Genomic DNA, 22143 nt, shown 5'->3' on the forward strand with positions numbered 1-22143 from the left:
TGACGCCCCCCGGGGCGGGCGAATGAAACCGCGTTGAAGCGACCTGCCCTGTACCCCACCTTTCATATTCCAGCGCTCTAAAATGCTCAAGCATTTCGGCGCGAAAGACGCAGAAGACGCGCTTCAAAAATCGACCCTGACGCCGTCTGGCGCTATAGTGCGCATGCGCAAATGGCAAGTTCCGTCAGGCGAGCCCAGGATGGCCGATCGGATTTTCATCAGCTTTGCTTCCGCCGACAAGTCGCGGGCGGCGGCAGCGTGCGCGGCTCTCGAACGCGCCGGTCTGCCCTGCTGGATAGCGTACCGTGACGTGCTCGCCGGGCAGAACTATCAGGGCGCCATCGTCCATGCCCTGGAAACTGCCAAAGCAATGGTTCTGGTCTTTTCGGCACGGACGAACGAGTCCGACGAGGTCAGCAAGGAGCTGTCCTTGGCCAGCGCCTTCAAGATTCCTGTCATTCCGCTGCGCGTCGAGGAAGCCCTGCCCAGGGGTGCGCTCCATTACGAGCTTGCCACCCGACAGTGGATCGATGGTTTTGACGATTGGGATCGCGCCATGGCTGAACTCGTGGCCGCGATCGGTATGACTGGCGACCGGTCGTCGGTCCGGAAGCCGGTGACCGCGCCGCTCGCCGCGGCGAACGGCGTGAAGCCGCGGATTTCCGAACAGGCGATCGAAAGCGCACAAACGGCGCTGATGATCTATATCGGGCCGATCGCCCCGGTCCTGGCGCGAAAGGAAGCGGCGGCCGCGGCTTCGCTCGATGACTTCCACGAGCGTTTGTCACGCCGGATTCGGTCATCCGAAGACCAGGCGGCTTTTCTGGCGCGTGTCAGGCGGACTCCGCATTAGGCGGTTATTCGATGCGACCCGTGTGGCCCCAGATGAGGATCGCCGTCGGCGCTCGACTTATTTCACGCGCTTTCCATTTTCCCAGCAATCGGAAACGCAGCGCGGATTGTTGAGCAGATTATTGAAATCATTGAAATACCGATGTCCGACGTAGAGGACGCCGCCGATCACGCAGGCGACGACTAACAGCATCCGAATGCCTCTTCGTCTCATCGTCGCACCCTCGGCGCAGCTCGGTCGCGCGCAGCAGCGGAAACAAGCCGGTCACTGGGCATGGTCAGGCGGCGTCCCGATCCATTGTCCGACGCGATCAAAATGCTCCGACAGGGCGATTTCGGTGACCCGGCCGATGAGGCTGCCGATCGGCACGGGACCGTAGAGGCGGCTGTCGACGCTGTTCGCGCGGTTGTCGCCCAATACGAAGACCGCACCCTGCGGCACGACCCACTCGCCCGTCGTATTGGTGAACGCGGCCGGATCGCCCAGATCGGCATAAGGCTCGTTTGAGGACGTGCCGTTCACCACCGCGCGACCGCGAACAACGGAGACGCGGTCGCCGCCGAGCGCGACCACTCGCATGATCGAACGCGCGCCCGGTTGCCTGGGCCGATTGAAAACGACCACGTCGCCACGCCTCGGCGCATGCCGGCGGAAATAAAGCACGTCGGCCATGAAAGCCTCGCCCGGCCGCACCGTCGGCGCCATGCTGGCGGACGGGACCCGGTAGAAACCTGGGCCGCCCAGGAGTGGATCTGCCGCGTGCGAGAGGGCGGTCTTCCCCAAAAGAAGAGCGATGGCGATCGCCGCATAAAAATACCAGCGATTGAACCCTCGGGGCACGTAGGCCTCGATCTTGCCAGCCGCGGTGACGGCATCGATGAGGGACGCGAGGTAAACACAGAGCAACGCGGCGATCGCGGCAGCGAGTATCCAGAGGCGCGGCAAAATGCCCGCCAGGCAAAGCCAGACCCAGAAACTCGACAGCACGTAAAGAGCGACCAAAACGAACCCGCGGTCCCGGCGGCCGGCATAGAACTGGCCGAATCCGGGCACGATCAGCGAGAGGATGGCGGCGGAAAACCGCGACCGCCGCAGCGGCTCCCTCTCGTTTATCGGCGCGCTCTGCGCGGTCATCCGATTTGCCCTGTCGCGGGAATAGCACCCCGTGCTCGTTTGTGCGCGTCCTCAGGGTTCTCGTTGACGGACATGTTCAAATTCGAGGCCTGGGAACGTGCCGCCCCGTCCGCCTCAAGTTCGAACGCCACGACCCGCATGCCCGTGGTCAATGTACGCAACGGCCTTCGATGAAGCGGCTTCCCGGTGGGCATGAGGGCGGATGATTCGCCTGCGCGCGCTGCTGTTGCGCTCGCTGCGCCGCCTGCTGTCGAGCCCGCTCCGCTGCCTGCTGCTGAGCCCGCTGCGCGGCCTGCTGCCTGGCACGCTCTTGCGCCTGCTGTTGAGCCCGCTGTGCCGCCTGCTGCCTGGCGCGCTCTTGCGCCTGCTGTTGAGCCCGCTGCGCCGCCTGCTGCTTGGCGCGCTCTTGCGCCTGCTGTTGGGCCCGCTGCGCCGCCTGTTGCTTCGCGCGCTCTTGCGCCTGCTGTTGGGCCCGCTCCGCCGCCTGCTGCTTGGCGCGCTCCTGCGCCTGCTGCTGGGCCCGCTGCGCCGCCTGCTGCTTGGCGCGCTCCTGCGCCTGCTGCTGAGCTTGCTGCGCGGCCTGCTGCTTGGCGCGCTCTTGCGCCTGCTGCTGAGCTTGCTGCGCGGCCTGCTGCTTGGCACGCTCTTGCGCCTGCTGCTGAGCCTGCTGCCCCGCCTGCTGTTTGGCGCGCTCTTGCGCCTGCTGCTGAGCTTGCTGCGCGGCCTGCTGCTTGGCGCGCTCTTGCGCCTGCTGCTGAGCCTGCTGCCCTGCCTGCTGTTTGGCACGCTCTTGCGCCTGCTGATTCTGCTGCAGCCGCTGCTGCTGTGCCTGCTCTTGCTGCTGCTTGAGCCGCTCCTGCTGCAGCTTCTGCTGAGCCTGTTCTTGCTGCAGGTTCCGCTCCTGCGGCGGATGAGAGATATTGACCGCCCCCTTTGGCTCGGCTGCTTGGGCCGGCGGCTTGCCGATGGCCAACCCGGGATGCTGGTTCGCCGGTGGCGGCTGACGAACGACGTTGACAGGTTGCTTCGGCTCAATCGCCGGCGACGCCGGCTTCGCGATGGCCATGCCGGGATGCTGGTTCGCCGGCGGTGGCTGACGAACGACGTTGACCGGTTGCTTCGGCTCCTCGGGATGCGGCGTCCTGGTCGTGATGTTCAAGCCGCCGGGTTTGCCGGCTGGCTGCTGTGCCGATTTGCTTTGCTCAGCCTCCCTTGCCTTCAGCCGCTGCTGGACTTGCTCCATCAGCCGCTTTTGCTCGGCCGTCGCCGCAGGCATCACCACCTTCGGCTGCTCTGCCGTCTTTGACGGAATCGTCAGGCCAGGCGCCTTGCTGGCTGCGTTCTTTTGCGCGGCCTCCGATGCCTTCAGCCGCTGCTGGACCTCCTCCATCAGCCGCTTTTGCTCGGCCGTCGCCGCAGGCATCACCACCTTCGGCTGCTCCGCCGTCTTTGACGGGATCGTCAGGCCGGAGGGCTTGGTCGCTGCGTTCTTTTGCGCGGCCTCCGATGCCTTCAGCCGCTGCTGGACCTCCTCCATCAGCCGCTTTTGCTCGGCCGTCGCCGCAGGCATCACCACCTTCGGCTGCTCTGCCGTCTTCGACGGAATCGTCAGGCCGGACGGCTTGGTCGCCGCATTCTTTTCCGCGGCTTCAGATGCCTTCAACCGCTGCTGGACCTGATCCATCAGCCGCTTTTGCTCGGCCGTCGCCGCAGGCATCACCACCTTCGGCTGCTCCGCGCTTTTGGACGGGGATGGATTGACGCCGCCGCCAGGCCGCTGGCCGGCGGCCTGTTGGAATGCCGCATGACTGCACAAGGGGTGCCCCTGGTACTCGCCGGCCGGAAGCGTGCCGGCCGGACACCCCGCCGCCCGTGCGAATTCAGGCGCGGCCAACGTCAGCGCGGCGCAGGCGCCGAGTCCGAAAATTCCAAGCTGAAACGACTTGCGAGCAAACATGTCGCCCATCCTTCCTCAGAAACAGGGTCGCGGGCGATCCAATTTGTGCCCGTTCGCGTCGTCGGCGCAGTACGGTTGATCGGCCAGGCGCTGCCTGAGCTCGGTTATTTGCTTGAGTTGTTCCGCGGTTGCCGGCTGGCTGTGCACCACAGCCACCTCCGATGGCTTCTGCTGCTTGCCTTTCCAATAAGCCTTGCACCAGTCGAGATCGGATTTCGACATTCCTGTCGCCGACTGCAACGCGTTCGACTCGCACTTCGCATTTCTCTGTTGCACCAACTCTTGCCAGCGGTTGGGTTGACCGTTGTCGTTCAGCCGCGGTGCCGGGCTGTTATCCGGAGGAAGAGCGACCTGCTGGTTGGCGGCGGCCTTCGCGGCATCTTCCTGCTTTATCTTCGCGTCCAACTGCTTCTGTATTTCTTTCTGCAGTTGATCGGCACTGATGGGATGGCTCTGATTTTGTCCGGTAGCCCTTCGGTAAGCGGCGTGGCTGCAGATGATATGGACAATAATGCCGCCAGACGTCTGCTGCTGCCATTGTCCGTCTGGCGCGCTGCCTGCTTCGCAAGCCGCCAGTGCCATGTCCGGTGCCGCAATGGTGAAGAACCCGATAGCGGCGAGCAGACTCATACCGATCTGAAAACGTTTGTTCATCGACATGACAATCTCACTTGTCGGTAGGACGGTCGTAGACCGTTGCGATAATTTTCGTGCTTTGCGCCGCCTGCTTTTTGTGGTGGTGGTTGTTTCCGAATTTGAAGATAAGGTTGACCGAGCGGTCTCTCGGCACTGGCACGAATTCCGCATCCGGACTGCCGAAGAATACGGAGGCAGGCCGGTCGAACCCGTCCGGCACCAGATCGGGCAAACCGGTGGCTTCGTCGTAGTAGCCGGAAGGAAGTTCCAGCGGCTCGGCTATGTAGCCCGAAGGCAATGGCTCGCCGCGATCGGCAAGGACGCTGCGCGCCAGATCGGCATGGGGCCCGTCCGGATAGCGATCGAGATAATTCCAATAGGCGCGCGTCGAGTCGAGCTTCAGGGTCCGCCGCCAAAGGACGCCTTCACGACGGCTCTCGATGATGCCCCAGACCTGTCCAACGTGGTGATCGTAAGGGTGGGTTTCGACGAACCATTGATAGTCCCTGAGCGAGTCCTGCTCGATCGCCAGGTCATACGCCTTGTCGCTGGACATCCGGCGCATCGAGGCTTTGGTGACGCTCTGCCGCTTGCGCGGCGGCACGGCGATCTTGGCAACGCCGAGCGCCGGGGCAAGCGTCTGCGGAGCGGACGCCGCCGGGGCCGCGACCAACTTGACCTCGCTATCGAGCCCCGATGTCGTCCACGGAAGCTGCGCTCCGGTCGTGGCCTGGTTCACCTGCAGACGCACGCCCTTGAAAACCTGCTCGATGTCGAGCCCCGGCTGCGCCAGCAAGGTCGCAAGGGCGGTGGCGTAGGAGCTGTTCGGCCCACTGGCTGCCGGCGCGTAGCTGTCGGGCGCCGCCGAATAGGCGAGCAGGAAACCGGCTGGGGCGGTTGTCAGCGCGAGCCCCGGCGGCAGCGGTTGGCCGCCGGCCTTGCCAAAGCCGCCATCGCGCGCTGCGTCGAGCACGATGATCCGTGCGGATGACGGCACGTCGCCGAGCGCCTTGATGAGAGCCGACATCGGCAATGTGGTCGGCGCGACGTCCGCGGCGCTGTTGATCTGCGCGTCGACGGGGACCAGATGATCGTCGGCGCTCCCCTGCACGGCGTAGCCGGAAAAATAAACGAACACGACGGCGTTCGGTCCGGCCGCCTGGACCTTGCCGATGAAGGCGCCCAGGGTGTCGCCGATATTCTGTGTGGTCAGGTCATTGCTTCGCGTCACGTCGAAGCCCGCGGTTTTCAACGCCGTGGCGACGAGGCCCGCATCAGCCGCGGCTGTCGCGACGGGCGGCGCGTTTTGATAGGCGCTGTTGGCGATCACCAATGCGACGCGGGACTGCGCCAGTGCCGGAACGACCGAACACACCGCCATCACTGCGGCAGCCGCAGCGGCGACACAGATACGTCGCATGAATCCCCCCCTTCGACGCCCGCATCCCGCTTTAAGTGCAGCGGGTTCTGACGTCGCGACCCGTACTTTATGCCCGCAGAAACGTACCATGGCGGATAAATAAAGCACTATAATAATGCAATTGGCCAAACCGGCCGCGAAATGGAACTTGTCGCTCAAGGTCAAATTGGCTGAAGCGCCGGCGGCGCGCGCTGGATTTTCCACGGGCTGGACTCTTTTCGTCAACGTGTGAACCATGCTTCGGCTGTTGCGCACGTGTCCAAAAGGCGAGACCGTCCCGCAACGCGGCCTGGTCCGCCGGCCCTCCGGAGCACGCGCATGAACGTCTTGCAGTTTGGCCTGAAAAGCTTCTTCCGGCCGCGGATGTACAGAATCGACCGCGAAGGCGCGCAGGTCGGCGAGATCGAATGCACGAGGCTGTGGGAAGGCGCGACCATCACGCTCGGCGGGACCCGGTATACCGCCGGCCGCGAGGGCAAGATGAGCGGCGTGTTTTACCTCGAGACGGACGGCAGCCGGCTTGCCAGCGCCGATAAGCCGAGTGCCAGAAAGCCGCTGTTCACCGTGCGCGCCGGCGGCCGAACGTTCGCGCTGAAGAAAGCCTCGATGTTTTCGCGCGCCTATATCGTGACGGAAGGCGCGGTGCAGATCGGCTCGATCGCGCCGATTGGCTGGTTCTGGGGACGGTGCAAGGCGGAGTTCCCGGACGATCTGGAGCCCGGAGTCCAGGTATTTCTGATCTGGCTTGTCATCGTCATGACGCGCCGGGCAATGGTCCAAAGCGCTGCGGTCAGCGGCATCATCGCGCAATCGTAACGGTAGCGGCGGCGCGTGCCTTGCGTGCGGGCGGTCCCTTGCCGGAGTCATGGCTACTTCACCACCTTGAACTCGATACGGCGGTTTTTGGCGCGATTGGCCTCGGAGTTATTCGGCACGGCCGGGTGCGATTCGCCGTACCCGGTCGCTTTGATGCGCGCGGCCTCGACGCCTTTCGCCACCAGATAGTCGACGACCGACTTCGCCCTGCGCTCGGAAAGCCGTTGATTGTAGCGCCTGCCACCGACATTGTCGGTGTAGCCGTTGACCTCGAACTTCACCGACGGGCAGCGTTTGGCGATATCGGCGCCGCTGTCGAGCAACGGCTCGCTCTTGCTGTCGAGCTCGGCGCTGTCGGTCTTGAAATAGATCGCGCCCGTTTCCGAGATCACATTGAAGCGGGTTTCGCAGGCTTCCGCCGTGATCGCCTTGGTTTGCTGTTCGGCGCTCTCCTTGTTGCGCTGCGCCTGCACCGCCTCGAGTGCCGGCTTGAGATCGCCGGACGCGAAGGTCAGATCGAAGGTGATCGCCGCCGACGGCACGATATTGATGCCGCCCATGGCATCGGACAGCTTGGCGAGGCCGCCGCCGAAGCCGAAGGTTTCGGCGCCGACCACAATCGGCTTGACCGTGGCGACCGTCACCGTGTCGTCACCCGCGCGCGTCACCGACACGTCCGTCGTGAATTCGTGCGACACGCCATGCATTTCGACCTTCATCGTCAGCGGGTAGGTCACGCTGGACTTGGTCGCGAGGCCGCGCAGCCTCGATTTGTCCAGCTTCGCCGTGATAAGCGCGTTGGGAAATTTGTAGGTTTCGAACAGCAGAAAGCGCATCCGCACATTGCGGATGTCGGTGCCGGTATCGAGCGACGCCAAGTCGATCTTGATGCTGGCCTGACCGTCTTGATCGACCTTGCCCTCGACCCGGGCGAATGCCTTCTTCTCGATGACTTTTTCGAGCTTCTCGGTCTCCATGTAGACGTGGGAGCGGCCCGGATCGAGCACCCAGTCCCGGTTCACGACATCCTGTGCGTTGGCGCCGCCCATTCCGGCCGCCGCCGCAAGCAGCGCAACAACCAGAAAAACGCGTGCGTTAGTCGCAGGCATGAAGAACTCCCTCTGACATTCGGGGCGGCCTGGATTGCCGGTCAATGCTCTATTGGCAGCCGCTTCTCGCCCACCTCATCAGCGCGACCTTCAGAGTGCCTCCAAAGGGATGCTGAATGCGGAGAACATCCTTCGGCGCGCGCAGATAGGTTTGTGCCTGCTGGCACAGCACGTCCTTGTTCCACTTATGGCAGGAGGTGCACTTTTTCTTCCAGAGGCTTTCGTCGAGGCCCTCGACCGGCGAGAACATCGGCTCGGTGTTGATCATCTCTTTGATCGAGTGCCCATTCACAGGGAACGGACCGAACGGAATCGGCTGGTCAAAATGCAGAACGTCCTCGGGGTGGCTGGTGGCAACTGCGGCCGCCTTCGGGGCGGCGGGGCCAGCCGCGGACGGAGCTTTCGCCGCGGGAGCCTGCTCTGGCGGCGCGCCGGCAGCCAGGAGCGCGGCCGCCTGGGCCGCCGTTATCTGCTGAAGGCGCTGAAGCGGCGACCAGCCATTGACGGCAGTGATCTTTTCCGGCGGCTCAACCTTTTGCGCGACGAACCCCCATTCGACTCCCTTGACGGTGGTCTTTTTGGTCACGCATGCAACGTCGCCTTCAAAGAGCGCATCGATGACGCGATCGCCTCCCGCGTCTTTCGAAATCGGAAGCGTGTTGGTATCCACTTTGTAAAACGTGCATGCAGGCTCCTGAGCCCACGCCGCGCTCGCAGAGCAGACAAGCGCCAGAAACAAGAACATGCGCGCAATCATCACCGTCTCCTTCATACGTCTGCGACTTTGCCGATCGGCGCTGCTCGCCCCGGGCGGTCGGGCCCACCACGATTGCAGGAGTTCGTGGGATGAGCCGGTCAGTGTGTTCGGCGGTCAGGTCGGGTTGTCCGCCACAACCGCGACAAGCGGACGATATTGAACGCGCACCTCGCCTACAAACGGAAAATGCAAAAGCCTACTTGGACGGTCATCTTCGATCGAAGGAAATGCCGCCGTGCGGCGGCGCCCGACAGGTCGCCGATCGCGATGACAAAACCGAACTCGTGTCACCGGCCGCCGTTCGGGAACACATAGGGTCCGGTCGTTGGGGCGAAGAACGACCCGATCAGCGAGAAGGGAGCGATGAACCCGTGCTGCGACCGGGATCGTCGACGGTCTCGGCCGTCGCCTTCGTAGCGTCCGCATGCAAACAGGAGCCGGCAAACGTGTTGTCGAATCCCGCGCCGCTGTAATAGCTTGAACGCAACGGGGCGGGCACCATGAACCCTTTCCGACGTCTGCAGGAGGACTGCCCCGCCGGCTTGCGGCGGCGCTTTTGCCTGGCTTGCTGGCCGAAAGGGAATGCGCATGCAGACTGCCGCCGGAACAGAGCCGCCCCAACTTTCCATTGATGAAATTCTCGCCCATCCCCGCTTCCCGGAAGCCCGCGTTGCCATGGTGCGGGAAATGCTCGGCCTCTACGAACATGACACTTTTCTGAACCGGCTGCTGCTCGAGGTCGGACGCAATCTCGTATTCGTCGTGATGATGTGCCTCGACGCGCGTTACGACGAAAGCGACCGCGACACATGGCCGACGCTGGGCGCGCTCACGCGCGCGATGGCCGGCTTCAATCTCGCAAGCCCACGGCGCATTGCGGACCTCGTCGCCCGCCTGATCAAGATCGGCTACCTCGAGCAAATCCGTGCGGTAAAGGATCGCCGCGTCCGCATTCTCCGGCCGACGCGCAGGATGATCGCTCAGGACCAGGATTGGCTGCGATCGCACTATGCGCCGCTGCAGGTTCTGTTCCCGCGGCCGGGCTACGCCCGCATCATGCAGCGCGATCACGCCTTTCAGCGCGCGCAACGGCTCGTGTCCGCGAGCTTCTTCCCCTTTGCGGCGCAGACGATGGCGCGCCATCCGATCATGATGCAATTCATGATCCGGGAAGGCGGGGTGATGATCGTCATCAAGCTGATCGAGCTGGCCGGGCCGGACGTGGATACCAGACGGAAGATCGTCTATTCCGACATCGGCGCCCGCTTCGGCATCTCGCGCACCCAGGTGCGCAAGCTGCTGCAGGATGCGGAAAAGAGCGGGCTCGTGCGGCTGAGCCAGGAGGGCGGCCGGTTCGTGCAACTGACGCCGCAATTGCTCGAAGCCTTCGACCGGTTCATCGCCGACACGATGGTCGGGCACGACCTCATGTACAAGCTCGCCCAGCGTGGCGAAGCCGCAGCCAGCGCGATGTTCGACTCCGTGACGAAAGCTCCGGCCATGGCCGGCTAACACCAATGGCCTCTCAGCGCCGGGCCGTCCGGCGCTGCAATCGGCCTCGCGGTGGCACGCTTGGGCCAGGTCGATTGTGAATGTCGCTTCCGACACAGCCCCAGATTCTCCCGTGCCGCGTCACACAGCGTGCGGCACGATCGCCAGCCTGAATTCGCCGTACTTCTTCCTGAGCGCCATTCGGATAACGAACAGGCTCCAGATGAGATTGACGATCGCGCCGGCAATGGCGGAGGTCAGCGTGATCATCTGCGGCGACACGTCAAACGCAGCTTCGATAAAACCCATGACGAAGCCGACCAGCGCGCCGAGAAGGCCGCCGCCAACAGCCGCGCGCCAAACGATCAGCCACCAGACGCTCCGCACGCGCCGCCATGTCGCATCCAGCTCTTGCATCGGTGCCCCCCGAAGTTGCGTTCCTCGCAAGCGAAGAAAGCACACATGCCGGCCAGCGGACACGCGAAAAGACGATCGATGCAAAAAGTTCCGTTGATGTCGCGCGCGGCCTCATTAGTTTGCCTTGAGGCTGGCCGTTCCGGGTGGGGGAATTCCATAAGCCCGTGCCGGCAAAGGCCACAATGGCGGCGCTCGCGGCGACGGGCGCCGGGTACGCGCAGCGGATTTTCATAAAAGGTTCGAGGCCGAGCGTCGGTTTCAGAGATAGCAAGCACGTCAGGCACTGCGCGGCCTGTGCCCTGGTGTTCCTGGGCCGAATGACAGGTGTTCCGAGCTTGGCATGTCCGAACTGATCGACAAGACCGCCGATGGCGCCACGAGCGTCGATGATTGCCGCGGCCCGCTTATCCGCGGCTGGGCGACAATTGCATTCGTGATCCTGGCGGAAGGGATTCGCGACGCCGTCGATCTTGGCTTGGACTCAGCCCCGCTGCAGGCCCTCGGCGCGGCCCATTATTTCTGGCACGCCGTCATCATCACGCTCTCATGGGCCGTACCGATCGCGGTTCTGGTCATCGCGGTCCGATCGGCCGGCGGCTCCCTCCGCGACTATTTCGCCTGGAGGCGCCCGCGAACGGGCGACGTCGTGTTCGCCATCGTCGCTATATTGCTGTTGCAAGCTTTGGGCGTCGGCTTGGTCTACGTGACGACCGGCCAATTGGGGTTCGCGGCGGATCAATATCGCGCTGACATGGCCGCCGGCATGTCGCCATGGTGGTACGTGTTGAGGACATGGCCGGCGGTTGTCTACGCACCATTTGTGGAAGAATCGATTTACCGCGGCTTCCTGTGGCGCGGGCTTGCGCCCTCGCGTGGAGGAAATTTCCGGACCTTGCTGCTGACGTCGTTACTCTTCGCCGGCATCCACTGGCGCTACTATCTGCAGGGCGGCCAGTTCGATGTGCCCGCCTTCGTCAGTCCATTTATCGTTGGCCTGGTCCTGGGCTGGATCCGCTGGCGCAGCGCGAGCACGGTCGCCTCCATGATCGGACACTCCCTGTCCAATCTGTGTCTGCCGGTCGGCGCGATATTGGCGGCATCGCTCTAGGACCGGCCCCGGATGAAAGGGCGACGTGCAGGGCGACGCTGCAACGAGAGCTTCCGCGTTGCTCTCTCGCGAAGCCGATCGTCAGGTGCGCATCAAGGGAAGCAAGGAACTGCCAGAACGGGCGGCGCTAACCAGCCAATCCAGGGCGAATTTGGCGTTTGCAGACGAGTGTGAAATGGCGCGCCCGAAAGGATTCGAACCTCTGACCCCCAGATTCGTAGTCTGGTGCTCTATCCAGCTGAGCTACGGGCGCTTTTGGCCATCATTGCCGCCTCGAAAGGGTGGCGGGCCGGGGCACTAGCTATCGTCTTGCACCCGGATTGGCAAGGGCGCGTTCAGGCCAGCGCCCGAGCCCCGCGATGGGCATCCAGTTCGACCGCCCGGTCCGGAATGGTGATGCTGAAGGTGGCGCCAATGGTACCCGGCACCAGGCGGATATCGCCGCCATGCGCCCGCACCAGTTCGGCGGCGATCGCCAGTCCGAGTCCGGAGCCGCCGGGCCGTGTCGTGCCCTGAAAGGCCTGGAACAGGTGGGCGCGCGCCTTCTCCGGCACACCGGGGCCGGTGTCCGAGACCTCGATCACCGCCACGCTGCCTTCGCGCCGCCCGGTGATGCGAATCTGATCCCGCGCCGGATCGCGGCTGCCGCGCGACTCCAGCGCCTGCATCGCGTTGCGCGCGAGGTTCACCAGCACGCGGAACAATTGGTCGTGGTCCGCCTCCACCGTCAGCCCCTTCTCCACGGCGACGATCCAGCGGATCGGCACGTCGAGGCCGAGACCGAGCGCTTCGTGCACCTCGTCGATCAGCGGCTCGACCGGAATCGTCTTCCGCTCCGGCGGCGGCTCCTGCACCGCGCCGTAGGACAAGGTCGACTGGCAGAAGGCGATCGCCCGCTCGAGCGCGCGCATCAGCTTCGGCGCGAAACGCTGCACCTTCGGGTCCGGCAGCGTCGAGAGCTGATCGGAGAACAGCTGCGCGGACGCGAGCAGGTTGCGCAGGTCGTGATTGATCTTGGAGACGGCGAGACCGAGCGCAGCGAGACGGCTCTTCTGATGCAGCATCGAGGCGATCTCGCGCTGCATTGCCGCCAGCTCTTCCTGTGCGACGCCGATCTCGTCATTGCGGCCGGAGGACGCGATGACGCGCGCAGGGTTCTCCGGGTCGGCGCGGAACGCCACCATGTTCTGCGTGATGCCTCCCATCGGCCGCACCAGCAGATAATGCAGGGCGAAGTACACGAGCATCGCGGTGATGCCGGAAATCGCCAAAGACAGGAGCAGGATGTTGACCGAGAAGGTCCACATCGCGTTGCGCAAGGGCGTTTCGTCGAGCACGATTTCGAGGAAGTCGCCGTTGGTCATCGGCGCCGGCCCGACCAGGCGCATCACGTCCCCTGTCTTGCAGTTGAGCAGCGTGTCGAACGCCTCGGTGATGGAGCTCCACCAGGTCTCCGACCGCACGTCGACGCTCTGCTCGACCTCCGACGGCATGTCGGTTGACGCCAGCAGCCGGCGCTGATTGCCCATCTTCATCGCCACGGCGCGCGCGCCGACGCTGGCGAGGATCTTCCTGGCGAGGCTCTCCGGCACCATGCCGCTCGGCGCCGCTTCGAGCACCAGCGCGGCGGTGTGCGCGGCGGCGAGCCGGTCGTTTAGCCAGTTCAGCCGGAAATTGGCGACCGACGGCACATAGATGAGCACTTCCGCCAGCATGACGAAGAGGATCGTCAGCACCAGCAGCTTGCCGGAGAGACCCACGCGCCATCTGCGGCGGGGCGACACCACCGGCGCAGTCGTTTCGAATGGCTCAGGGCCCGGTTCCAAGACCGCCTCAACCGAAAATTCGGAGATAGCCAATGATGCGCCGCAGCAACGGCCGCGTCAAACCCGGCAGGTAGTACTCGATTGCCGCCCGTTTGCCGATCTCGGACAAGGTCGGATACGGCACGACGAGGTCGGTGAAGGCGCGCACGGTCAGTCCCTGCGCGATCGCCAGGCTCCAGGCGGTAATCAGTTCTCCCGCCTGTGCGCCGACAATGCTGGCGCCGAGAATGCGACCCTTTTTGTCGACGATGACCTTGATGTGACCGTGCGGCGTGCGCTCGGCCTGGGCGCGGTCATTGTCGTGATAGGGCCAGCGCAGGATGCGGATCGTCAGGCGCCGCGCCCGCGCCTGCGCTTCGGTGAGACCGGTCTGCGCCAGCTCCGGCTCGGTGAAGGTCACGTGCGGAATGGCGGTGTTGTCGGTGCGCACCGGCAGCCGGAACAGCGCGTTGCGGATGACGAGACCGGCCTGATGGTTACCGGCATGCGTGAACCGCGGCTGCCCGGCGGCAACGTCGCCGATGGCATAGACGCGGCGATTGCTCGTCTTGAGTTTGCGGTTCACCTCGATGCCGGCCGCGTCATAGCGGATGCGTGCGGCATCGAGCCCGAGGCCGTCGAGCACCGGCTTGCGCCCGGTGGCGACGAGAAGATGCGTGCCGCCGACGTGCTCTTCCTTGCCGTCGGTTTCGAGCGTGACGGCAAGATGGCCGATGGCATGCGCGATGCTCAGGATCTTCACGCCGGTACAGACCACGACGCCCTCGCGCTCGAGTTGCGCCAGCACGATCGCCGTGCATTCGGGCTCGTCCTGCGCCAGCGCCTCGGCGGCATCGAGCACGGTGACGTGACTGCCGAGGCGGCGAAAGGCCTGCGCCATTTCAAGGCCGACGGGACCGGCGCCGATCACCACGAGATGGCTCGGCAGGTCCGTCAGCGTGAACACCGTTTCGCTGGTGAGATAGGGCCCGCCATCGAGCCCTGGAATCGGCGGCACCGCGGGTGACGAGCCGGTGGCGACGATGAAGCGCCGCGCGCGCACCTCGACGTCGCCGACGCTGACCGTGCGGCGGTCGATGAATTTGGCGCGGCCTTTGATCACACGCACACCGAGGCCGGTCAGGCGCTCCACCGAGTCGGTCGGCGCGATCGAGGCGATGACCTCCTGCACGTGCGCCTGCACCTTGGCGAAATCGACATGGATCTCGGTGGCGCGCACGCCGAATTCATGACCGTGGGCCATGTGTGCGGCATGCTTCGCCGCGGCCAGCAGCGCTTTCGACGGCACGCAGCCGCTGTTCAGGCACTCGCCGCCCATCGCGCCGCGCTCGATCAGCACGGTCGGAACGCCGAAGGCGGCGGCCGCGGTGGCGACCGAGAGGCCGGCCGCGCCCGCGCCGATGACACAGATATCCGGAGTGATCCGTTCGCTCGCCATGCACCAACTCTAGCGTAAGTCGCTCGGCCGTGCGCGGCGCGCACGCCAACGCTTCACCAGGACCGGCAGCAAAGCCAGCAGCCCGAGCGCGGCCAGCGCGCCGATCACGTGCGGCGTCAGCGCGTCGCGCGCGTTGAAAGCGAGCATGCACGCCGGCGCGCCGGAGGCGAGGCAGTCGGCGTGCGCTTTTTCCTGCGCGGCGATGATGCTGTCGAGCATAGTGCCCGTGAAGGCAAAGACGACCGCGCCAGGGATGACGCCGAGCGCCGTCGCCGCCACGAAGGGGCCGAGCCGCACGCCGGCGAAGGCCGGCACCAGATTGACCAGGAAGAAGGGAAAGGCCGGAACCAGCCGCAGGAAAAGGAGATAGCTGAACGCATCGTCGCGGAACCCACGCGCCAGTTCCGCGAGACGCGGCCCGGCGCGGGCCAGAAGTGGCTCGCCGAAGGCGGTCCGCGCCACGAGGAAGATCACGGTCGCCCCCACCGTCGCCCCAACCACCGAGGCAGCGGCACCGAGCCAGACCCCGAACAGGAAGCCTGATGTTACGGTCAGGAAGGTCGCCCCCGGCACCGACAGGGACACGGCGACGATATAGATGCCGGTATAGGCCAGGATGGCCGCCACCGCATGGCGCCCCACGAAGGCGTCGATCTCCGCCCGGTGGCGGATCAGCGCCTCGAGGCTGATGGCCCGCGGGCCGGCGACCCAATAGACGGCGATCGCAGCAGCCAGCACCACCGCGAGCGGCAGCAGGCGGCGCCAGACACCGGAACCGGAGGGAGAAGCGCCCGACATTTCCGTTATATACACGGAGTCGGCCGACCGCCGGGCCGCTCTCACCGGCTTGTGACGGCTTGTGACCGCCGGCGTAATCGACCGTCCCGGCGCGACCGAGAGCCACGGTCGCATCGCATTGACGGCACGCCAGCCCTCCCTTATAAGCCGCGCAAATTCGTGTGCCGGCCCGGACGAAGTTCGGGCTTTTGGCGGTTTTGGGGTCCTGAAGGCCAACCTGCCACGGCGCGACCAGCGGAGAATTCGATCGTGAAGCGGACCTATCAACCGAGCAAGCTTGTACGCAAGCGTCGTCACGGTTACCGCGCGCGCATGGCCACCACGGGCGGACGCAAGGTCGTCGCCGCGCGGCGTGCGCGCGGGCGCAAGCGCCTGTCCGCCTAAGCGCGGATCCCTCTAGCCCGCGCGCTTCCAATGGAACGATTGAGGCAACGGGCGGACTTCCTGGCCGCGGCGACAGGAGTCAAGGCGCCCGCTGCGGGCTTTGTGTTGCAGGCGCGCGAGCGCGCCGACGGCGGGCCTGCGCGCGTCGGCTTCACCGTTTCGAAAAAGGTCGGCAACGCCGTCGAGCGCAATCGGGTGCGGCGCCGCCTGCGGGAAATCGTCCGGCTGGCGCATCTCCCGTTGCGGCTGGGCCATGACTATGTGCTGGTCGGCCGTCGCGCGGCGTTGAACCTGCCATTTGCGCGGATCGCGCAGGACTACGAGGGGGCGTTGCAGCGCGTGCACAAAAGGCGCGCAACGGCATGACAGGATCGAAATGACCGACAACAAGAACACCATCCTCGCCATCGCGCTCTCGGCGCTGGTGCTGATCGCCTGGCAGTATTTCTACGGCATCCCGCAGGAGAAGACGCGGCAGCAGCAGCTCCAGCAGCAGCAGTTGAAGCAGACCGCGCAGACGACGACCGCGCAGCCGGGCCAGGCCGCGCAGCCGAACCAGCCGCAACCGCAGGACGTGACACCCCCTGTGCCCGGCGCGGCGCAGACGGCGGCACCGGCCTCATTGCCGCGTGCCGACGCGCTCGCCGCCTCGCCCCGCGTGCCCATCGACACGCCCAGCATCCGCGGCTCAATCAATCTGAAGGGCGCTCGCATCGACGACATCTCGCTGGTCAAGTTTCGCGAGACCGTCGACCCCAAGTCGCCGCCGGTCGTGCTGCTCTCGCCTTCCGGCAGCCCGGACCCGTTCTATGCAGAATTCGGCTGGACCGGCGCGAGCGGTGCCAGCGTCAAGCTGCCGACCGCCGACACGGTGTGGACGCAGGAGGGCTCCGGCGCACTCGGCGTCGGCCGCCCGGTGACGCTCACTTGGGACAATGGCGCGGGCCTGATCTTCCGCCGCATCATTTCGATCGACGACGAGTACATGTTCTCCGTCAAACAGGAGGTGGTGAACAAGAGCGCCAATCCGGTGACGCTGTTCCCCTACGCGCTGGTGTCGCGGCACGGCACGCCGAAGACGCTCGGCTACTACCTCCTGCATGAAGGCCTGGTCGGGGTCCTTGGCGACAAAGGTCTCCAGGAAATGACCTACAAGAAGATGGAGGACCTGAAGCCAGATGCCCAGGGCAACCGGCAGGAGACGTTCGACGTTACCAACGGCTGGCTCGGCATCACCGACAAATACTGGGCGGCGGCACTGGTGCCGGACACAAACGCGCGGCTGAAAGCGCGTTTCACTTTCGATCCCGCCGCAGGCGGAGCCAAGGAGCGGTATCAGACCGACTACCTGCTCGACAGTGTCACAATTGCGCCCGGCGCGACCGGTACGGTCGACGGGCGGCTGTTCGCCGGTGCCAAGGAAGTTTCCGTCGTCGGCGTCAGCTTCCCGATCGGCGGCGTCGGCGGCTATAACGACGCGCTGCACCTGAACCACTTCGATCTTCTGATCGACTGGGGCTGGTTCTACTTCATCACCAAGCCGATGTTCATCGTCATCGACTGGCTGTACCGGGTGGTCGGCAACTTCGGCATCGCCATCCTCTTGGTAACCCTGCTGATCAAGGCGATCTTCTTCCCGCTTGCCAACAAGTCCTACGCCTCGATGGCGAAGATGAAAGCCGTGCAGCCGCAAATGAAGGCTCTCCGCGAGCGCTTCCCGGACGACAAGGTGAAGCAGCAGCAGGAGCTCATGGCGCTCTACAAGAAAGAGAAAATCAATCCGATTGCCGGTTGCCTGCCGATCGCGATCCAGATCCCGGTCTTCTACGCGCTCTACAAGGTGCTCTACGTCACCATCGAGATGCGGCACGCGCCGTTCTTCGGCTGGATTCACGATCTCTCGGCGCCCGACCCGACCAACGTGTTCACGCTGTTCGGACTGCTGCAATACGACCCGACGGCGCTGCCGATGATCGGCCACTTCCTGCATCTCGGTATCTGGCCGCTGATCATGGGTGTGACCATGTGGTTCCAGATGAAGCTCAACCCGACGCCGCCTGATGCGACCCAGGCGATGATCTTCAACTGGATGCCGGTGATCTTCACCTTCATGCTCGGTTCGTTCCCGGCCGGCCTCGTCATCTACTGGGCCTGGAACAACTCGTTGTCGGTCACGCAACAGTCGATCATCATGCGCCGCCACGGCGCCAAGATCGAACTGATCGACAACATTAAAGCGCTGTTCGGCAAACGACGAACGCAGTAGCTGAGCCGATAAACGACGCGATCGCCGGGCACCGCCCGGCGATTTCGTTTAGGATGCACCCCGCATGAACGACTTCACCCGCGCCGAGATCGAGGAAGGCCGCCGCCTGTTCTGCGGCAATTGGGACTTCGTCGCCGCCGCAGGCTCGGCCGCCTCGCTGCCGCCGATGCGCGGCACCGAGATCGCCTTCGCCGGCCGCTCGAACGTCGGCAAGTCCAGCCTGATCAACGCGCTGACCGGCCGCAAGGCGCTGGCGCGAACCTCGCGCACCCCAGGGCGCACGCAGGAACTCATCTTCTTCACCAACGGTGCAGGGCTAAACCTCGTCGACATGCCCGGCTACGGCTATGCCGCCGCGGCGAAGAGCAAGATCTCGGCCTGGACCGAGCTGATCCACGCCTACCTGCTCGGCCGGCGCAACCTGGCGCGAGTCTACGTGCTCGTCGATGCACGGCACGGCCTGAAGGACACCGACAAGCCGACGCTCGACGCGCTCGGCCAGGCCGCGGTCAGCCACCAGGTGCTGCTGACCAAGGCCGACGCGGTGAAGAAGTCCGAGCTGGCCGACCGCATCGCCGAGGTCGAAGCGCGCCTCGCCAAGCGGCCGGCCGCCTTTCCCGGCGTGCTCGTGACCTCGGCCGAGGAAGCGACCGGTATCCAGGATGTGCGCGCCGCCGTAGCGCGGCTCCTGGCCGAACGTAAGGGCAACTAGCCGGAACCCTCGCCGCAGCGCAGCGGGAACCGGATTCTTGCAAATCGACCCTGGAACAATGACTGCTTCTCCGCATTGGCAGGACACACGATCGGTGTTCCCGAAATCGGTGTTTCCCAAGGAGGCAATCATCATGAAGACTTTCACCGCGGCCGTTATCGGCTTCGCTCTGCTCGCCGGCCCCGCGCTGGCGCAGTCCACTGCCCCCGCCAGCAAGGCGCCTGCCGCATCGAGTTCCTCGAGCACATCGAGCTCGAGCACCAACAAGGCCGAACAGAACGCTTCGACCATGGACCTCTGGCAGGGCTCGAAGCTGATCGGCCTCAATGTCTACGATCAGCAGAATGAGAAGATCGGCGATATCAAGGAGCTGTTGCTCAACAAGGACGGCAAGGTCGACCAGGTGGCGATCGGCGTCGGCGGTTTCCTCGGCATGGGCGAGCACGACGTTGCCGTGAAGTGGGCCGACCTGAAGTTCACCGACGAGCCGGTGAAGAGCACCACGACGTCCAGCAATACGATGGGCGGCTCGGCCAAGACGACCGGCAGCGCCTCTTCCGAGAGTTCCTCGGCTTCGTCGACCAGCAGCGCCAAGAAGAACTATCCGGACCACGCCGTGCTGAGCGCCACCAAGGATCAGCTCAAGGCGATGCCGCAGTTCAACTACAGCAAATAATCGCTTCCGCGATCGCTTGCGCAAAGCCCGGCCTCGCGCCGGGCTTTGTCGTTTGCGGGACGTCGCCCTAGGATGCCGGCATGGACCAGATCCTCATCGCCCTTGCCGGCCTCATGGGCGCCGCCGGCATCGTGCTCGCAGCCGCCGGCGCGCACGGAAAGCCGGGCGTCGGCCTCGATAGCGCCGGATACCTGCTGCTCATCCATGCGCTGGCCGTGCTGGCCGGTGTGGCGCTGGCGCGGCAGGGGCTGATCGCTCGCTCGCTCGGACTGGCGACGTTGTGCGGCTTCGTCATCGGCGGCGCGCTGTTTGCGGCGGACGTCGCCGCCCGCGCCTATCTCGGCTCCCGTCTGTTTCCCTTCGCCGCGCCGCTCGGCGGGCTGATCATGATCGCGAGCTGGCTGGCGCTGGTCGCTGCGGCTCTGGCGGCCACGCGCATGCCCTGACGGGCCTTCCGCCGCGCGCCGCCGCCCGCTAAAAGGGCGCCACCCGCAACCGAGAGCAGCCCATGGCCACCGACCCGCAAGAGCAGGCGCGCATCCTGTCGGAAGCGCTGCCGCACATGCAGCAGTATGACGACGAGATCGTCGTCGTGAAATACGGCGGGCACGCCATGGGCGAGGAGCAGATGGCGCGCGATTTCGCCCGCGACATCGTCCTGCTCGAGCAGACCGCCATCAATCCGGTGGTCGTGCACGGCGGCGGGCCGCAGATCGCGGCCATGCTGAAGAAGCTCGGTATCAAGTCGGAATTCGCCGCCGGCCTGCGCATCACCGATGCCGCCACCGTCGAAATCGTCGAGATGGTGCTGGCCGGCTCGATCAACAAGCAGATCGTCGGCTACATCAATGCCGCGGGCGGCAAGGCGGTCGGCCTCTGCGGCAAGGACGCCAACATGGTACGGGCGAAGAAGGTCACCCGTACCGTCACCGATCCGGATTCGAACATCGAGCGGGTCGTCGACCTCGGCTTCGTCGGTGAGCCGGACAAGATCGACGTCACGATGCTGAACCAGATCATCGGCCGTGAGCTCATTCCGGTGCTGGCGCCCCTCGCCACTTCCGAAAGCGGCGGCACCTTCAACGTCAACGCCGACACTTTCGCCGGCGCCATCGCCGGCGCGCTGAAGGCCAAGCGCCTGCTGCTGCTGACCGACGTGCCGGGCGTGCTCGACAAGTCGAAGAAGCTCATTCCGCAGTTGTCGGTCGCCGAGGCGCGGCGGCTGATCGCCGACGGCACCATCTCCGGCGGCATGATCCCCAAGGTCGAAACCTGCATTTATGCGCTCGACCAGGGCGTCGAAGGCGTGGTCATCATGGACGGCAAGGTGCCGCACACAGTGCTGCTCGAACTGCTGACCGACCACGGCGTCGGCACGCTGGTGCACCGCTAAGATGACCGCCATCCTCGAAGGCACGGATTTCGATTTCCTCGGGCGGAAGTACACCGGCAAGGTGCGCGACGTCTATGAGCAGCCGGACCGGCTGATTCTCGTCTCGACAGATCGGCACTCCTCGTTCGATCGCATCATCGCGCATATCCCGCACAAGGGGCAGGTGCTGAACGAGATCAGCGCCTTCTGGTTCGACAAAACGAAAGACATCGTGCCGAACCACGTGATCGCGGTGCCGGACCCGAACGTCACCGTCGGCCGGAAGTGCAAGACGGTGCCGGTGGAAGCCGTGGTGCGCGGCTACATCACCGGCGTCACCGACACGTCGTTGTGGACGCATTACGCCAAGGGCAAGCGCGACTTCGGCAATTTCCGCCTGCCCGACGGCATGAAGAAGAACGAGAAGCTGCCCGAGCTGGTGTTCACGCCCTCGACCAAGGAAGAGGCGCACGACCGGCCGATGAGCCCGCAGGAACTGATCGCCGAGGGCATCGTCTCTCAGGAGACCATCGCCGCCGTCGAGCGCACCGCCATCGCGCTCTATCGGCGCGGCGCCGAAATTGCCGAAAAATGCGGCCTCATCCTGGTCGACACCAAATACGAATTCGGCACCGACGCCGACGGCAAGCTTGTCCTCATCGACGAGATCCACACGCCGGATTCGTCGCGCTACTGGCAGCGCGAGACCTATCGGCCGCGCTTCGACAAAGGCGAGGAGCCGGAATATTTCGACAAGGAATTCCTACGGCTCTGGTTCAGGGACCATTGCGATCCCTACAGGGACGCGACGCTGCCGCCGGCGCCGCGCGAGCTGGTCGAGGAATTGTCGCGCCGCTACATCCGCATGTACGAGCAGATCACCGGCATGCCGTTCAAGCCCGGCGAGGAGCCGATCGCCGCGCGCATCGCCCGCAATCTGAAGCCGTACGCGGTTCCGCCGTCGCGCTAACAT

At 64.9% G+C, this 22143-nt stretch carries 22 protein-coding genes and 1 tRNA gene; 12 read left to right on the forward strand and 11 right to left on the reverse strand.

Annotated features, from left to right (window positions below; translation table 11 throughout):
• Nucleotides 1-82: 82 nt before the first annotated feature.
• Nucleotides 83-853 (forward strand): toll/interleukin-1 receptor domain-containing protein, encoded by a 771-nt coding sequence (locus VGV41_RS15490; protein ID WP_326864800.1) that lies wholly within the window; start codon nt 83-85, stop codon nt 851-853.
• Nucleotides 854-1117: 264 nt separating this feature from the next.
• Here VGV41_RS15490 and lepB read toward each other — a convergent pair whose 3' ends face one another.
• The 4 genes from lepB to VGV41_RS15510 all read right to left on the reverse strand — a co-directional run bounded on the left by lepB (nt 1118) and on the right by VGV41_RS15510 (nt 6000).
• The gene (gene lepB / locus VGV41_RS15495; RefSeq protein ID WP_326864801.1) at nt 1118-1987 is read right to left on the reverse strand and encodes a signal peptidase I; all 870 of its coding nucleotides are present in this window, start codon (nt 1985-1987) and stop codon (nt 1118-1120) included.
• Nucleotides 1988-2135: 148 nt separating this feature from the next.
• On the reverse strand, nt 2136-3944 hold the full coding sequence (locus VGV41_RS15500) for a hypothetical protein (RefSeq protein ID WP_326864802.1): 1809 nt from the start codon (nt 3942-3944) through the stop codon (nt 2136-2138).
• A gap of 15 nt (nt 3945-3959) precedes the next feature.
• The gene (locus tag VGV41_RS15505) at nt 3960-4604 is read right to left on the reverse strand and encodes a hypothetical protein (protein WP_326864803.1); all 645 of its coding nucleotides are present in this window, start codon (nt 4602-4604) and stop codon (nt 3960-3962) included.
• Between the two features lie 7 nt (nt 4605-4611).
• Nucleotides 4612-6000: a caspase family protein gene (locus VGV41_RS15510; RefSeq protein WP_326864804.1), complete on the reverse strand. Its 1389-nt coding sequence runs from the start codon at nt 5998-6000 to the stop codon at nt 4612-4614.
• Between the two features lie 318 nt (nt 6001-6318).
• Here VGV41_RS15510 and VGV41_RS15515 point away from each other — a divergent pair, with 318 nt between their 5' ends.
• Entirely contained in the window at nt 6319-6816 is a 498-nt protein-coding gene (locus VGV41_RS15515) for a hypothetical protein (RefSeq protein WP_326864805.1), read from the forward strand.
• Nucleotides 6817-6869: 53 nt separating this feature from the next.
• Here VGV41_RS15515 and VGV41_RS15520 read toward each other — a convergent pair whose 3' ends face one another.
• Together VGV41_RS15520 and VGV41_RS15525 are read right to left on the reverse strand one after the other, a co-directional pair.
• Entirely contained in the window at nt 6870-7925 is a 1056-nt protein-coding gene (locus VGV41_RS15520) for an OmpA family protein (RefSeq protein WP_326864806.1), read from the reverse strand.
• A 49-nt stretch (nt 7926-7974) separates the two neighbouring features.
• Nucleotides 7975-8682: a hypothetical protein gene (locus VGV41_RS15525; RefSeq protein ID WP_326864807.1), complete on the reverse strand. Its 708-nt coding sequence runs from the start codon at nt 8680-8682 to the stop codon at nt 7975-7977.
• 588 nt (nt 8683-9270) lie between these two features.
• Between VGV41_RS15525 and VGV41_RS15530 the strand changes: the two genes are divergently transcribed.
• Nucleotides 9271-10194, forward strand: coding sequence for a hypothetical protein (locus VGV41_RS15530; RefSeq protein WP_326864808.1), 924 nt, complete (start codon nt 9271-9273; stop codon nt 10192-10194).
• A gap of 120 nt (nt 10195-10314) precedes the next feature.
• Here VGV41_RS15530 and VGV41_RS15535 read toward each other — a convergent pair whose 3' ends face one another.
• The gene (locus tag VGV41_RS15535; protein ID WP_326864809.1) at nt 10315-10590 is read right to left on the reverse strand and encodes a hypothetical protein; all 276 of its coding nucleotides are present in this window, start codon (nt 10588-10590) and stop codon (nt 10315-10317) included.
• Nucleotides 10591-10930: 340 nt separating this feature from the next.
• Here VGV41_RS15535 and VGV41_RS15540 point away from each other — a divergent pair, with 340 nt between their 5' ends.
• On the forward strand, nt 10931-11698 hold the full coding sequence (locus tag VGV41_RS15540; RefSeq protein ID WP_326864810.1) for a type II CAAX endopeptidase family protein: 768 nt from the start codon (nt 10931-10933) through the stop codon (nt 11696-11698).
• A 176-nt stretch (nt 11699-11874) separates the two neighbouring features.
• On the opposite strand, the gene VGV41_RS15545 is transcribed toward VGV41_RS15540, so the two are convergent.
• The 4 genes from VGV41_RS15545 to VGV41_RS15560 all read right to left on the reverse strand — a co-directional run bounded on the left by VGV41_RS15545 (nt 11875) and on the right by VGV41_RS15560 (nt 15760).
• Nucleotides 11875-11951, reverse strand: a tRNA-Arg gene (locus VGV41_RS15545).
• Nucleotides 11952-12033: 82 nt separating this feature from the next.
• Nucleotides 12034-13413, reverse strand: coding sequence for a HAMP domain-containing sensor histidine kinase (locus tag VGV41_RS15550; protein WP_326864845.1), 1380 nt, complete (start codon nt 13411-13413; stop codon nt 12034-12036).
• A gap of 118 nt (nt 13414-13531) precedes the next feature.
• Nucleotides 13532-14962: a dihydrolipoyl dehydrogenase family protein gene (locus tag VGV41_RS15555; RefSeq protein ID WP_326864811.1), complete on the reverse strand. Its 1431-nt coding sequence runs from the start codon at nt 14960-14962 to the stop codon at nt 13532-13534.
• A 9-nt stretch (nt 14963-14971) separates the two neighbouring features.
• Nucleotides 14972-15760: a TVP38/TMEM64 family protein gene (locus VGV41_RS15560; RefSeq protein WP_326864812.1), complete on the reverse strand. Its 789-nt coding sequence runs from the start codon at nt 15758-15760 to the stop codon at nt 14972-14974.
• 249 nt (nt 15761-16009) lie between these two features.
• Between VGV41_RS15560 and rpmH the strand changes: the two genes are divergently transcribed.
• The 8 genes from rpmH to VGV41_RS15600 all read left to right on the forward strand — a co-directional run bounded on the left by rpmH (nt 16010) and on the right by VGV41_RS15600 (nt 22140).
• Nucleotides 16010-16144 carry a 50S ribosomal protein L34 gene (gene rpmH, locus VGV41_RS15565; protein WP_326864813.1) on the forward strand — a complete coding sequence of 45 codons (135 nt, stop codon included), beginning with the start codon at nt 16010-16012 and terminating at the stop codon, nt 16142-16144.
• A gap of 30 nt (nt 16145-16174) precedes the next feature.
• Entirely contained in the window at nt 16175-16510 is a 336-nt protein-coding gene (gene rnpA, locus VGV41_RS15570) for a ribonuclease P protein component (RefSeq protein WP_326864814.1), read from the forward strand.
• A gap of 10 nt (nt 16511-16520) precedes the next feature.
• Complete coding sequence (gene yidC / locus VGV41_RS15575) at nt 16521-18410, forward strand: membrane protein insertase YidC (protein WP_326864815.1); 1890 nt, start codon at nt 16521-16523, stop codon at nt 18408-18410.
• Between the two features lie 64 nt (nt 18411-18474).
• Nucleotides 18475-19122: a ribosome biogenesis GTP-binding protein YihA/YsxC gene (gene yihA / locus VGV41_RS15580; protein ID WP_326864816.1), complete on the forward strand. Its 648-nt coding sequence runs from the start codon at nt 18475-18477 to the stop codon at nt 19120-19122.
• 133 nt (nt 19123-19255) lie between these two features.
• Entirely contained in the window at nt 19256-19798 is a 543-nt protein-coding gene (locus tag VGV41_RS15585; RefSeq protein WP_326864817.1) for a PRC-barrel domain-containing protein, read from the forward strand.
• An 80-nt stretch (nt 19799-19878) separates the two neighbouring features.
• The gene (locus VGV41_RS15590) at nt 19879-20244 is read left to right on the forward strand and encodes a DUF423 domain-containing protein (protein WP_326864818.1); all 366 of its coding nucleotides are present in this window, start codon (nt 19879-19881) and stop codon (nt 20242-20244) included.
• A 62-nt stretch (nt 20245-20306) separates the two neighbouring features.
• On the forward strand, nt 20307-21191 hold the full coding sequence (gene argB / locus VGV41_RS15595) for an acetylglutamate kinase (protein WP_326864819.1): 885 nt from the start codon (nt 20307-20309) through the stop codon (nt 21189-21191).
• Between the two features lies 1 nt (nt 21192).
• A complete protein-coding gene (locus VGV41_RS15600; RefSeq protein WP_326864821.1) occupies nt 21193-22140 on the forward strand; it encodes a phosphoribosylaminoimidazolesuccinocarboxamide synthase in 948 nt (315 codons plus the stop codon).
• The last annotated feature ends 3 nt before the right edge of the window (nt 22141-22143 follow it).

The sequence above is a fragment of the Pseudolabrys sp. genome, assembly GCF_035943735.1.
GTDB lineage: Bacteria > Pseudomonadota > Alphaproteobacteria > Rhizobiales > Xanthobacteraceae > Pseudolabrys.